General features: G+C 56.4%; 13 protein-coding genes. 10 read left to right on the top strand and 3 right to left on the bottom strand.

Annotation, left to right across the window (positions count from 1 at the left end; all coding sequences use genetic code 11):
* Positions 1-354: 354 nt before the first annotated feature.
* From HY868_05955 to HY868_05930, 6 genes are all read left to right on the top strand, one after another.
* Positions 355-798 (top strand): hypothetical protein, encoded by a 444-nt coding sequence (locus tag HY868_05955; protein ID MBI5301660.1) that lies wholly within the window; start codon positions 355-357, stop codon positions 796-798.
* The gene (locus tag HY868_05950; GenBank protein MBI5301659.1) at positions 791-1,087 is read left to right on the top strand and encodes a hypothetical protein; all 297 of its coding nucleotides are present in this window, start codon (positions 791-793) and stop codon (positions 1,085-1,087) included. The genes HY868_05955 and HY868_05950 overlap by 8 nt, the downstream gene beginning before the upstream one ends.
* Before the next feature lie 8 nt (positions 1,088-1,095).
* Entirely contained in the window at positions 1,096-2,184 is a 1,089-nt protein-coding gene (locus HY868_05945) for an FAD:protein FMN transferase (GenBank protein ID MBI5301658.1), read from the top strand.
* A gap of 2 nt (positions 2,185-2,186) precedes the next feature.
* A complete protein-coding gene (locus tag HY868_05940) occupies positions 2,187-2,885 on the top strand; it encodes a hypothetical protein (GenBank protein ID MBI5301657.1) in 699 nt (232 codons plus the stop codon).
* A gap of 275 nt (positions 2,886-3,160) precedes the next feature.
* Positions 3,161-3,877 carry a response regulator transcription factor gene (locus tag HY868_05935; GenBank protein MBI5301656.1) on the top strand — a complete coding sequence of 239 codons (717 nt, stop codon included), beginning with the start codon at positions 3,161-3,163 and terminating at the stop codon, positions 3,875-3,877.
* 1 nt (position 3,878) lies between these two features.
* The gene (locus tag HY868_05930; GenBank protein MBI5301655.1) at positions 3,879-5,330 is read left to right on the top strand and encodes a HAMP domain-containing protein; all 1,452 of its coding nucleotides are present in this window, start codon (positions 3,879-3,881) and stop codon (positions 5,328-5,330) included.
* 100 nt (positions 5,331-5,430) lie between these two features.
* On the opposite strand, the gene HY868_05925 is transcribed toward HY868_05930, so the two are convergent.
* From HY868_05925 to HY868_05915, 3 genes are all read right to left on the bottom strand, one after another.
* Positions 5,431-6,198, bottom strand: coding sequence for an N-acetylmuramoyl-L-alanine amidase (locus tag HY868_05925; protein MBI5301654.1), 768 nt, complete (start codon positions 6,196-6,198; stop codon positions 5,431-5,433).
* 35 nt (positions 6,199-6,233) lie between these two features.
* Positions 6,234-7,286, bottom strand: a complete 1,053-nt coding sequence (locus HY868_05920) for a hypothetical protein (GenBank protein MBI5301653.1) — start codon at positions 7,284-7,286, stop codon at positions 6,234-6,236.
* Positions 7,287-7,375: 89 nt separating this feature from the next.
* A complete protein-coding gene (locus tag HY868_05915; GenBank protein ID MBI5301652.1) occupies positions 7,376-8,575 on the bottom strand; it encodes a hypothetical protein in 1,200 nt (399 codons plus the stop codon).
* Positions 8,576-8,827: 252 nt separating this feature from the next.
* Between HY868_05915 and HY868_05910 the strand changes: the two genes are divergently transcribed.
* The 4 genes from HY868_05910 to HY868_05895 all read left to right on the top strand — a co-directional run bounded on the left by HY868_05910 (position 8,828) and on the right by HY868_05895 (position 13,018).
* Positions 8,828-10,165 carry a hypothetical protein gene (locus HY868_05910; protein ID MBI5301651.1) on the top strand — a complete coding sequence of 446 codons (1,338 nt, stop codon included), beginning with the start codon at positions 8,828-8,830 and terminating at the stop codon, positions 10,163-10,165.
* Between the two features lie 116 nt (positions 10,166-10,281).
* Positions 10,282-11,499 carry a nodulation protein NfeD gene (locus HY868_05905; GenBank protein ID MBI5301650.1) on the top strand — a complete coding sequence of 406 codons (1,218 nt, stop codon included), beginning with the start codon at positions 10,282-10,284 and terminating at the stop codon, positions 11,497-11,499.
* Between the two features lie 108 nt (positions 11,500-11,607).
* Positions 11,608-12,432, top strand: coding sequence for an SPFH/Band 7/PHB domain protein (locus HY868_05900; protein ID MBI5301649.1), 825 nt, complete (start codon positions 11,608-11,610; stop codon positions 12,430-12,432).
* A gap of 370 nt (positions 12,433-12,802) precedes the next feature.
* The gene (locus HY868_05895) at positions 12,803-13,018 is read left to right on the top strand and encodes a cold shock domain-containing protein (GenBank protein ID MBI5301648.1); all 216 of its coding nucleotides are present in this window, start codon (positions 12,803-12,805) and stop codon (positions 13,016-13,018) included.
* Positions 13,019-13,030 lie beyond the last annotated feature (12 nt).

Genomic DNA, 13,030 nt, shown 5'->3' with positions numbered 1-13,030 from the left:
TGCCAAGTTCGCAGTTACATTTCCACCGCGCAGAAAAACGGACAGCGGGTCTTGGATGCACTCAAGTCGGCGTTGCAAGGAACACCCTATGTGCCGCCCATCTTGGCTACGCAACCTGCATCAACCGCCTGAGCAGTTACGTTTTTTCAATATGATTCTTTGCGTGCTTTGCGTCTTGGCGAGAGGCAAAAGTTGTTTTCAATAAAGTCTATTGAAACGCCGCGATTTTAGCGTCGCGTTCGCACGCTGTCAAGCGGTTGCACCTTAACACAACCATAACGTTATCCTAAAGCGCGATTAACCAACCGAAACGATAATTGCGTTACACTTGGATCAACAAGTCGGGAGGAAACCATGACTCAACGAGTAGCATTTGGATTGGCTGGCACAATCACCGCGTTTGTATTCGTCGTGATGTGCGGCGTCGTCGCGATGGTGTTGGTGTACCAATTCTCGCCGTCTGCCGCGAGCGTTCAGGCAAACGCGCAAACGAGCGCGGCAAACGAAGTTGCATCGAATACGCTCGATGGTGGACAAGCGAACGCGCAACCGAACGCGCCGGTCACATCGTCTCAAGCCATCCAATTGACGCCACAGCAAGCCACGACCTTCGCGATGAACGCCGCGCCGCGCACTCGGTTTACGCGCGCGCCGGAATTGGTTCTCTACAACAGCGCGTTGGCGTACGAGTTTGCCTACGAACGTGGCGCGCTGTATGTCGACGCGAACACTGGCGCGGTGATGTCGAATCGCGATGGCGAAAGACACGACGAAGGTGAGGAGGACGATGATGACTAGAAAATCAAACCATTGGGGCATCAAAGCATTAATGATCGCGGCATCATTCGCCGGGACGCTGGGCGGGTGGGCAGTGTTGGCGGCAGACCAGGTCGTGTCGAGTCCAACGTTGCAACCGGCAACCGCGCGCGGCGAAGCAGCGCAACCCGCGCAACCCGCGCAACCAACCCAGGTCGCGCCGCAACAACAAACTGCGCCGACGAACCCGCAATCAGTCCAACCGCCGAGCAGTTCGCGTCAAACGCCGAACAACTTTCAACCGCGTGCGCGCACGCGCTCGTCGCGATAAAGGTAACGATGGTGCGTCTCGAATTTCGCGCGATGGGTTGCCAGATGCTCGCGATGGTGGACTCGGACCACGCTCGCGCCGAGCAAACACTCGCTCAAGTTCCCGTCTGGTTCGAAGCATGGGAACAATCACTCAGCCGATTTCGCGTGGACAGCGAACTGAATCGCTTGAATGCGCACGCGGGTGAATCATTTCAAGTGAGCGAAATCCTGGGTCAAGTACTGGAGCAGGCGCTCATTGCGGCGCGGATCAGTGATGGACTCGTGACACCCGCTGTGTTGAACGCGCTCGAACGCGCGGGGTACGATCGCAATTTTGAATTGATCCAAACGCGTGAGCCGGCATCGCCATCTTCGATAGGGCTTTGTCAAAGTCGCGCCAATTTGTCATTTCGCGCGGAGCGAGAAATCTTGTTCCCGAGCGAACGGAGATTTCTCCTCGCAAAAACCGCTCGTCGAAATGACAATGACAATGCCCTACCATCTTCGATTGCCCCCGTTGCCGATTGGCGCGCGATTGAGTACGACGCCGAGACGCGCGTGGTGTGCCTGCCGCGTGAGATGCGGCTCGACCTGGGTGGCATCGCGAAAGGATGGGCGGCGGATCAAGCCGCGCGGCGTTTGTCCCAGGTCGCGCCCGCGCTTGTGGATGCCGGCGGCGACATCGCGATCAGCGGACCACTGGCGAACGGCGAGCCGTGGCAAATCGCGGTTGCCGATCCTTTCAATCCCGATGGCGATGTCGAGCGACTGGTGATTGACGCGGGCGGCGTTGCCACATCGGGACGCGATTATCGCAATTGGAAAATGGGCGAGCGCGTGTACCATCACATCATTGATCCGCACACCGGACAACCGGCGGAGACGGATGTGGTAAGCGCGACGGTCATCGCGCCAAGCGCGCTTCAAGCCGAAACCGCCGCCAAGGTCGCGTTGATTCTGGGACACGCTGCTGGAATGCGTTGGCTCAACGCGCGACCGCTCCTCGCCGGGCTATTGGTCTTGGATGATCACCGCGTGGTGGCAAGCGCGCGATTGGATGATTTCGTTTGGCGCGCCGCGTTGGCGACCGCGCCCAGTTATCTTTTCGGGAGTTGATGATGTTGAAACCGACAGAGCCGGACGCGCTTGAAGAGCGCCCATTGATTTGGTTGATCGGCATATTGACGATGCTCATGATGGTGATGTGCGGTGCGCTCGCCGCCGTGTTTGTCTTGCCGCGGTGGGCGCCCATGCTCGCGCAATCCTTGCTCGGCGCAGATGCAAAAGGATACTGGGATTTGTCGCGCGCATCGGGCATCGTGGCGTATCTGTTATCGTGGCTCTCCGTCGTCCTGGGATTGTTGATCACGAACAAGTTCGCGCGCGTGTTCCCCGGCGGACCGACCGCGACCGATCTGCACGAATTTTCCAGTCTGCTCAGTATGGCGTTCGCGCTTTTTCACATCATCATCTTGCTAGGCGATCATTATATCAGTTATACCGTGATTCAACTCGCGATTCCGTTTGCGAGTTTCGATTATCAACCTTTCTGGGTCGGCTTGGGACAACTTGGTTTTTATCTGTCCATCCCATTGACCTTTAGTTTCTACGTGCGTCGGTGGATTGGCTTTCCCGCGTGGCGCTGGTTGCACTTTGGCACGTTCATCAGTTTCGCGTTCATCACGGTTCACGGCATGATTGCCGGTTCGGATACGCGCGCGCCGTTCATGCTGGCATTGTACGCGATCACTGGTCTATCCGTCGTGTTCCTCACATCGTATCGCGTCTTGACCCTGAAAGGCGTCTCCGCGTGGTGAAGTGCGTGGTACCTAGAAACTTGCGACCTAAAGTCGCTTGACTCACTTGCCAACCTAACCCCCTGCCCCCTTCCCTATAAGGGAAGGGGGCAGGGAGATGGGTCTGCAACTGACTTTTCAAAAGTCGCTTGACTCACTTGCCAACCTAACCCCCTGCCCCCTTCCCGTATAGGGAAGGGGGCAGGGGGATGGGTCTGCAACTGACTTTAGAAAAACCGTGCTCTATGGCTAATCTGACATTGCCAACCTAGTCTCTCTGCATTATACTCGACGTGATGAATGCGTCCCCGAAAATTCTTTTGATCGAAGATGACGAAGCGATTGCTGAACCGTTGATTTTCGGTTTGCAGAACGAGGGCTTGGATGTTTCGCACGCGGCGACCGGCGCGCAAGGGATTGCGCTCGCGCGCGCTACCGCACCCGACGTGGTCTTGCTCGACGTGATGCTTCCCGACATGGATGGCTTTGCCGTTTGTCGCGCGTTGCGCCGCGAGTCTGCCGCGCCGATCTTGATGTTGACCGCGCGCGGGCAAGAGATGGATCGCGTGATGGGGTTGGAACTGGGGGCAGACGATTATATCGTCAAGCCATTTAGTTTTCGCGAATTGATCGCGCGCATTCGCGCGGCGTTGCGTCGGCGCGAGCTGGATCGCGGGACCGCGCCGGCGAGTGATCGCGTGACCGTCGGCGATCTGATGTTGGATCGCACCGCGCGTCAGGTGTGGCGACGCGGCGCGTTGCTCGAATTATCGCCACGCGAATTCGATTTGCTCGTCGTGTTGATGGATCATCTGGGCGAAGCGATGTCGCGCCAGGGTTTGCTCGATTTGGTCTGGGGCGTCGAGTGGGTCGGCAGTCCGCGCACGCTCGACGTGCATATTCGCTGGTTGCGCGAAAAAATCGAAACCGATTCTGGCGCGCCGGATTATATCGAAACGGTACGCGCATTCGGTTATCGCTTTGTAGATCCTACTGCGCGGGGAGCGCGTTGAAATGATTCTGCGTCGTTTGTCGTCGCGGCTTTTGCTCACTTACGTCACACTGATCTTTGTCGGCGTCGGCGGGTTGATTTTCCTCGCGGGCTGGCGCATCACGTCGCAAATCATCGAGCAAAACGCGCACGAGTTGCAACTGCAAGCGCAGATTATCGCGAATGCTCTGCGCGAACCGTATGAAAAATTCAGCGAGCGCCGATCGTACGAAGGACGCTCGCTCGATAGTTTGCTCGCGTCGTACGCACAAAATGTAAATGGACGCGTCACGTTGGTGGACGATGATTTGAATGTGCTCTTCACTTCGGATTCCAACCTGCGCCCGCACTCTGAAAACGATCACCCGGAATTCGTCGCCGCACGGACTGGCGCAAGCGCGTTCGACGTGCGCTGGGATGAGTGGCGCAACGAACAACGCTTGTTCGTCGCTACGCCGGCAAACGGCGAGCACGGGCGCGTGTTCGGCTATCTCCAACTCTCCGTGCCCACTGCGCCAATTTACGCGACGATGGCGGGCACATGGCTGGGTCTCAGCGCGATTGGAGGAATCGTTTTGATCGTCGCCGTGTTCGCCAGCATTCTCCTCGCGCGCCACATCGCGGTGCCGGTGCAACACCTGACCGCGACGAGCGAACGCATCGCGAACGGGCATCTCGACGAACGCGTCGCGCCGGCGGGACCCGATGAACTCACGCGCCTCGGCGTCGCGTTCAATCGGATGGCGGAACGCGTGCAAACGATGATCGAACAACAGCGCGAGTTTGTGGACAATGCCGCGCATGAATTGCGTTCGCCGCTCACGAGTCTGCGTTTGCGAATCGAAATGTTGCAGGCGCACGGCGAAACAGACCGCGACCTGACGCGCCGATACCTGGGTCAAATGGCGCGCGAAATCAGTTATTTGCAACGGCTCGTGGATCATTTGCTCGCGTTGACCGAGGTGGAGAATGGCGATCCTGCGCCGCGCAGGTCACTCGATTTGGCGCGCCTGTTGTACGAACTGGCGGACGAATTGGAACCGCTTGTGCAAGAAGCCAAACTGACTTGGCGTATGGATGTGCCGGAGCATTTGCCGAACGAGTCTGCGAATCCAGAGCAAATGACAATCGCGTTGCGAAATTTATTCGACAACGCGATCAAGTACACGCCGGCGGGCGGCACGATCACGCTCGCGGCGAACGCGACCGAAAAAGAAATCGCGATTCGTGTGAGCGATACCGGGATTGGGATTCCCGCCGAGTCCTTGCCGCACATCTTTGACCGGTTTTATCGCGTGGATCGCGCGCATTCACGCGGGCATGGGAGCACCGGCATCGGCTTGGCGCTCGTGCGCGCCATCGTCGAGGTGCACGGCGGTCGCATCGCGGTACAGAGTCGTTTGAACGAAGGAAGTACATTCACCGTGCATCTGCCGGTGTCGAGAATATCACAAAAAAATAAGGAGCATGGATGATCAAAAAATGGTCAAACAAAAAAACTCGTCCGATCACCGGGCGAGTCTTTTATCAGAATCCAGGTTTCTGGGAGAAACCTGGATTCTTTCTTGTTCGCCGTCAAGTTTTCTTCGTCCACTTGACATTTGCCCAATCGCCGTCTCTCACATACACGATGCCGAGGTTGAACACCTGGGCAAAGTAATTCACGTTGTTGATGGTCACACGAAATTCATCGGTCTGCGGATAACCCAGGTTTCTTGTTTGCGCGAATTTGTAGAGCGCGGCTTGGTCGTTGATCGGCATCCACTTTAGTTGCTTCGCGGCTTGGATCGCGGTGACTTCAGCCGACATCCGCGCGTATTCGACGTGGGGACCCGGACATTTTGCCTTGTCCACCGGGTCAATTTCATAGTGCCCGATCAACGTGCGATGCGGAACATACGCGAGATCGAACTGTTCCGCCAGCCAGAGAAGCAGACGATTGTTCGCGTCGTACATCGCGTCCGTCCACTCATCGTCCGATTGACCTTCATGCTCGATGCTGACGGTGTACAGATTCGGATTCGTTTTGGCGATAATGTCTTGCCAGGTCGGTTGCACGACCTTGCCGCGCGCGTTCTGCCATTGGTTGTTGACCCAGGATAGTCCGTTGGCATACGCCGTATCGTTCACCGAGACGTACTGCTCGAGCGTGCCGTCCACGCCGATGCAGAAATGCGCGGACGCCTTGCGCGCCGGATTGTTGAACGTTGGGAACACCGCGGAGAGCGGTCCCGCCGCGATATGCAGGACGACCGCTTGTACCGATCGCTCATCACGACCAACCGAAAAATTATCGCTAACGATCAAACGTTTCACTGCGAACGGACACCAATCGAGCGCCACAAAAATCTCTCCCTGAAATCAGACTGCCGACTGCCCTACGTCTTCTTCGTCCACTTGACGTTGCCCCAATCACCCTTCTTCACGTAGACGATGCCGCCGTTGTACACTTGCGCGATGTACCCCGCGTTGTTGAATGTGAATTCAAATTCATCCGTCTGCGGATAACCCAGGTTGTTGGCTTGCGCGAATTTGTAGAGCGCCGCGCCATCGTTGATCGGCATCCATTTGTATTTTTTCGCTTCGGCAACTACGGTCTGCTCAAGTGTGGGTGAGCCGCCGCCGCCGCCGCCACCACCGCCGCCGCCACCGCCGCCACCACCTTGACTCGTAACATAATCGGCGATGCGTTTACCAATTGGCGTTACGTCGAAGGTCTGGAATGGCGCGCTTGCGCCGTACTGAAAAATCGTCGCGCCGATTAGATACGCGTCCTTGAGCAACTCTTTGTCATAGTTCATCAATAGTTGCATGTACGCGTCTGCGGTAATATGCTTTTGCCAACCGTTGTTGCTGCCGTCGTCCAAGCCGCATTCCGTAATCAGCATCGGTTTTTGCGATGCGGCAGGTAGTTTTGCGCGGAACTGGCGATAGCGCGCGAGATCGCCGCCGCCGAACGTCGGGTGATGGTACTCGTGCAACGCGAGGTAATCACATTTCGCGGCGGAGGACGCGAGCAGCGGGACCCAATCCAGGTTCGGATTGCCGGTCGAAAACGAGAACGCGGCAACTTTTTCGTTGCGCGCGTGCATCGCATCGGCAAACTTTTCGTACCAGGTGTTCAGCGTTTGCGCGTCGCCCGCGTTCTGCAAAATCGGCTCGTTGATGCCTTCCCAAATAATTCCACGCCCTTTGAGTTTGTTGAGCGTATCGCCCAGTTCCGCGACAAACGCGTCAACCGAATTCTTGAACGAGAGATCGGTGTACTTGCGATAAACCATCAACGCATTGGGGCAACGCCGGCGAAGTTCGTCAATGTTCGTGTCGCTCGCAAAGTCGAACACCTTGATGACGCTCGGTTGCATTTGCTCGAGCAAATCGAAAACCTTGGTGTCAAAGACCGTGATGTGAAACGTAAGTTTGGATGGCATGTTGGACTCCCAGACCAGTGTTCAGTGTTCAGTATTTAGTATTCAGTATGCGGACGCCATTACTGAAAACTGAACACTGAAGACTGGATTCACGCTTTTTTCACCCACTGCACATTGCCCCAGTCGCCTTTTTTCACAAAGACGATACCCAGGTTAAACACTTGACCCAGGTACTCGGCGTTGTCGAACGTAAACGTGAATTCATCCGTTTGCGGGTAACCCAGGTTGTTGGCTTGCGCGAATTTGTAGAGCGCCGCATCGGTGTTGATCGGCATCCAGGTGTATTTTTTCGCTTCGGTGGCAACCGCGGTGGCGACCGGATCGGCGAGCGGAGCCGGCAAGCGCACACGATAATCATTTTGCAACGCGGCTCTGAAATCGTCCTGCAACGCGCTCTTGTCCGAAATGCTCCACTTGGGTTCGCCGGTCAGCCAACGAAACAGACACAATGCTTGAATCGGCTGATTCGTTTGCACGGCGTTCCAATCGTTGATTTCTTTGAACGCGGCTTGCACCCAACCGATGTTTTGATTCCTCCACCAATCCGGATCCGCGGCTTGAGTTTCGGTGATCAACACCGGCGCACTTTTGAGCGATGCAGGCACGACGCCAAGAAAATCACGATAGGCGCGGAATTGATACCGGCGGCTGCCGAAGGGAATGCCCATTTTTTCTTCGCTCATAATGAGCGCCGGATCGAAACCATGTGTGTAGGCGTGCAACGCGAGCGCATCCGGCGGCTGACCGAGTTGAATGCACTTGCTCAAAATGTCTTGATAGTACTTGACCCAATCGCCGGTGAGATTACCCAGGTAGGCAGTTTGATTGTTCCAGGGAGCGGGAGCAGAAGGGACAACCCAGTCGTCTTTGTGCGCGGCGATTTTTTTGATCGCGGCGCGTACCTTGGCGAAACACTGCGCGTACTTGTCCGGCGTGATGACCTCGCCGCCTTGACCATTGTTGTTGCCGGGACGCTCCAGCGCGAGATTCGTTTCGTTGCCGATGAGCCAAATGTGCGCGCCTTGCGATTGCGCGACGAACGCGGCGCATTGTTGCGCGAACGCGTCGTACTGCGCCGAGTTGGGAATCGTGCCAGCCGAGTTGTAGCCATTGTTGAGTCGCACGATGACGGCGTGACCCGCGTTGGCGAACGCGGAAAAATTGCCATCCGAATCGGGGGGATTGACTTGGACCGAAACGACGATCCACGCACGCTTGTTCGCGTTGACAAAAAGTGATTCCGCGCCGGCGTCGTGGATGCCAAAAATGTGAGTTGGAACTGAGGGCATCGCGCACCTCCTGGGAGCAAGGTTTTGAAAATCAGCAAGCCGATTGTAAACCGGGTGCGGAGGAGTGTCAAGGGGGCGCACGATCTTTCACACGGTTTTTCAAAAGTCATTTGCAGACCCATCCCCCAGCCCCCTTCCCTTATAGGGAAGGGGGTTGGGGGTTAGGTTGGCAAGTGAGTCAAGCGACTTTTGAAAAGCCGTGCGATCTTTCATTAGACAACTGACCAATTCCGGGCTATAATCAAATCGAAAATGAGTGAGCCAGTTTATTCGTTCGATTCGGAAACTGAAGAATGGCAAGATGACGCGGCGATAGCGGCAACCTCCAGTCTGCGGCAATGGATCAATGTTTTGTTGGTGATCGCACTAGTCGTGTGCATCGTCAGCGCGCTGATCGTGCCCACCGCGCTCGGTTACATCGTCGGACATCAGGAATTGCGCGACAAGAGCCACGAAGCCGCGATCGAACATTTCAATCGCGGGCTGGGATTGCTCGCGGAAAATTATCCGGAAACCGCGTACGCCGAATTTGAAATCGCGCTCAAGTACGACGAGACGTTCGAACCGGCGCGGCAAAAACTGCGCGAACTGCAAGCCCAGTCCGGCGGACCGAGCGCGAGTTCCACCAAGCAGGAGAACCAAATCGCGGCGACGTTGTTCGACGAAGCGACCAAGTTGATCGCGCAGAAAAATTGGAGCGATGCGATTACGCGTCTGGAACAACTCCGCACGCTCAAGACGGACTATCGCGCCGCCGAAGTCAAAACGCTGACGTATCACGCGTACGTCGAGGGCGGCAAGGACGCGGTCAAGTACGGCAACATTGAAATCGCGCGCGAGCGTTTCGAGTCCGCGCTCGCGCTTGGCAACGGCGATCCAGAGGTCGTCAAGCAACGTGACCTCGCCGCGTTGTATCTCGAAGGCAAACAGGCGGTCGGCTATAACTGGCAAACCGCGATTCAAAAATTCGCCGCGATCTACTCGCGCGATCCAAACTATCACGACACCAAAAAGCAATTGTTCGACGCGTATGTGCAGTACGGCGACATTGCCGCGCGCACGAGTCCATGCCTCGCCGCACGCGAGTACGACAGCGCGCTCGTGTTGACCCAGGATGCCCAGGTCGCGCAAAAGCGGATGAACTCGATGAACCAATGCAAACAAATCATCGCGTCGCCGCCGACACCGACTGCAACGACCTTAGTGACCGGCACGGTAACGACGACCACGAGCGTAACGGCGACACTGATCGTGCCGACGGAAAACTTTGCGTTCAAGTTGTCCATCGCGACGGACAAACCCTGCACGACGGGCGCGGGCGACATCGCCGGCGTCGTGCGCGATTTGCAAGGCAGACCGCTGGCGAATACGTTGATCGGCTATTACGGCGAAGGGTTCGCGGTGACGACGACGCGAACGAACGGCAACGGACAGTACCAATTCGTCCTGGGCAAAGATGCTGGGATGTTGAATGTCGCCGTGTTCGCGACAGACGGCAAGACGCCGATTGCCTTGGTCGCGCTCGTGTCGTATCCCGGCGGTAACGCGCCGGGTTGTCATGTGTTGCTCGATTGGCAGAGAGTACAGTAACGCGAGAAAGTGTGACGCAAATGAAAAAGATATGGCGTGCTTTGGCTATTGTATTGATTCTGACTGTCCAGAGTCTCCCCCTCACCGCGCGGGCGCAGGGTGCCGGATCGGTCGTTGTGCTTACAGTCACCGGCGTGATTGACACATGGAACGAAGGGTACATCAGTCGCGGGATCAGCGTGGCGGAACAAAATGGTGCAGAGACGGTTGTGATTCTGCTCAACACGCCGGGCGGGTCGCTCGGCGCGACGCAGAACATTGTGATGCGATTATTGAACGCACGCGTGCCGACGATTGTGTACGTGTCGCCGCAGGGCGCGTGGGCTGGGTCAGCCGGCACCTTTATCACACTCGCCGGCAATATCGCGGCGATGGCGCCGGGCACGACGATTGGCGCGGCGCATCCGGTTGATTCAAACGGGCAGAACATCGAAGGCGATATGCGCGACAAGGTCACGAACATTTCGGTCTCGCTCATCCAAACGATCGCGCGCGAACGCGGACGCAATGAAGAATGGGCGGCGAACGCGGTCAAGAATAGTATTTCGGCGACCGCGCAACAGGCGCTCGATCAAAAAGTGATTGACCTCATCGCAACGGATTTGAATGATTTGCTCGCCAAAGTGGATGGCAAAAACGTCAAGACAACCGCCGGTCAAATCACGTTGCATACGCAACGCGGCGGCATCAACCGCGTGGATATGAACTTTGCCGAATTATTCTTCCACACAATGGTAGACCCGAACATCGCACTGATCCTGCTCAATATTGGTTTGCTCGCAATCGCGGTCGAACTCTACAATCCCGGCGCAACGATTCCGGCGGTTGTCGGCGGCATCTGTTTGGTTCTCGCGTTCGTCGCGCTCGGTCAACTGCCGGTCAATTGGGGCGGCGTGATCTTGATCATTCTGGCGGTCGCTTTCTTTATTCTCGACATTAAAGTAACCGGCTTTGTGTTGACCGTCGGCGGCATCGCCATGTTCATTCTCGGCGCACTGTTATTGTTTGTGCCGTTCACGCCGCCATCTCCTGATGTGGTTACGAACGTGTCGGTATCACCCTGGGTCGTGTTCGGGATGGCGGGCATGATGGCGCTGTTTTTTGTGTTCGTACTCGGCGCGGCAGTGCGCGGGCATCGCGCGCCAGTGTTGATGGGCGCGCACACCCTCGTCGGAGCGGAAGGCATCGCGACAACGGCGCTCGCGCCCGAAGGTACCGTGCAATTGAAAAGTGAACTTTGGACGGCAACCTCGCAGAATGATCGGATCGAAAAAGGACAGAAGGTCCAAGTCGTGAGCGTGGATGGCTTGCGACTCAAAGTAGTCAAGAAATAAAACCGGCAATCCAAAATCAAGGATCGGAAATCTCAAGGGGGAGGTACGCGCGTGGACACTTTAGTAGTCGTTGCATGTATCGGGTTCTTTTTCGTCTTGTTCGCGTTGATGCTGTTCTCGATGGCGCTCAAGATTGTGCGCGAGTATCAACGCTTGGTTGTGTTTCGCTTGGGCAAGTGCGTTGGACAACGCGGACCGGGCTTGGTGATGCTCGTGCCGTTCATCGAAACGGCGAGCTGGGTGGACTTGCGCGAGCAGGTGTACGATGTGCCGCATCAAACGACCATCACCAAGGACAACGCCTCGATCTCGGTTGACTTTTTGATCTATTACAAGGTCGTCAATCCGATTGACAGCGTGATTCAAGTCCAGAACTTTGCGCTGGCGTCGCAAGGCATCGCGACGACGACGTTGCGCGCGGTGATCGGCGACATCGTGCTGGACGATGTGTTGGCGCAACGGGAGCACATCAACACCGTACTGCGGACGAAACTGGACGAAGTGACGGAACGCTGGGGCATCAAAGTGACCGCGGTCGAAATTCGTGAGATCGTGCCGCCGCGCGAAATTCAAGAGGCGATGACGCGTCAGATGTCGGCGGAACGTACGCGCCGCGCGGTCGTCACCGAAGCGGAAGGCAAGAAGCAAGCGACCGTCACCGTCGCGGAAGGCGACAAGGCATCGGCGATCTTGCGCGCGGAAGGCGAGAAGCAATCACGCATCCTCGCCGCCGAAGGGTACGCCGAGGCGCTCGAACGCGTGTTCTCCGCCGCCAAGACCATTGACGCTAAAACGATGAGTTTGCAATACCTCGACACGCTCAAGGCATTGGGCGCGAGTCCCGCGACCAAGTTCATTTTCCCCGCCGAGTTTACCGGTTTGCTCAAACCGTTCATCGGATACGCGAGTGAATCTATGGAGAAAAAGGACTAACGAATATCCGTAAACTCGGATATTTCGGACGGTTGAACTGCGCCGAGCGATAAATCTTGGCGCTTACGAGTGCGATGGAATTCCATCGCACTCGTTTCATTTTGGAGCGCCGCGTCTGACACTCGCACTTGAATCGTGCGGCGGCAAAAGTAAAAAAAATAAAACTATTGGTGTGGTCATTTTGGCTAAAAAAGTATTGACACTCAAAAACCTTTGTGTAATAATTCTGACCGTAGGGAACGGCAGTCGCGCGTTTGGTTCGAGTACGTGCTCGCCAAGGCAGGAACTTCCGCCGCCTTGGCGATTTTATTTACTCGAAGCATTTATCTCCTACCCCAAATTTTTCACCCGAAGGGAGGTGGCAACGAAAATGGCAGATCGTATTCAAGGCACGGTCAAGTGGTTCAACGCCGCCAAAGGTTTTGGCTTTATCGCGCGCGGCGAGAACGTCAAGGACGTGTTTGTCCACTTTTCCGCCGTCCAGATGGAGGGCTATCGCAGTCTCAACGAAGGCGACAAGGTCGAATTCGAAGTCGAAGACAGCCCCAAGGGACCGCAAGCCGCGAACGTAACGAAAGTGTCCTAATCCATTCATTTA

Source organism: Chloroflexota bacterium, assembly GCA_016219275.1.
Classification (GTDB): domain Bacteria; phylum Chloroflexota; class Anaerolineae; order UBA4142; family UBA4142; genus JACRBM01.
The sequence above is the reverse complement of the archived record's forward strand: the minus strand, read 5'-3'. Positions and strand labels throughout refer to the sequence as shown.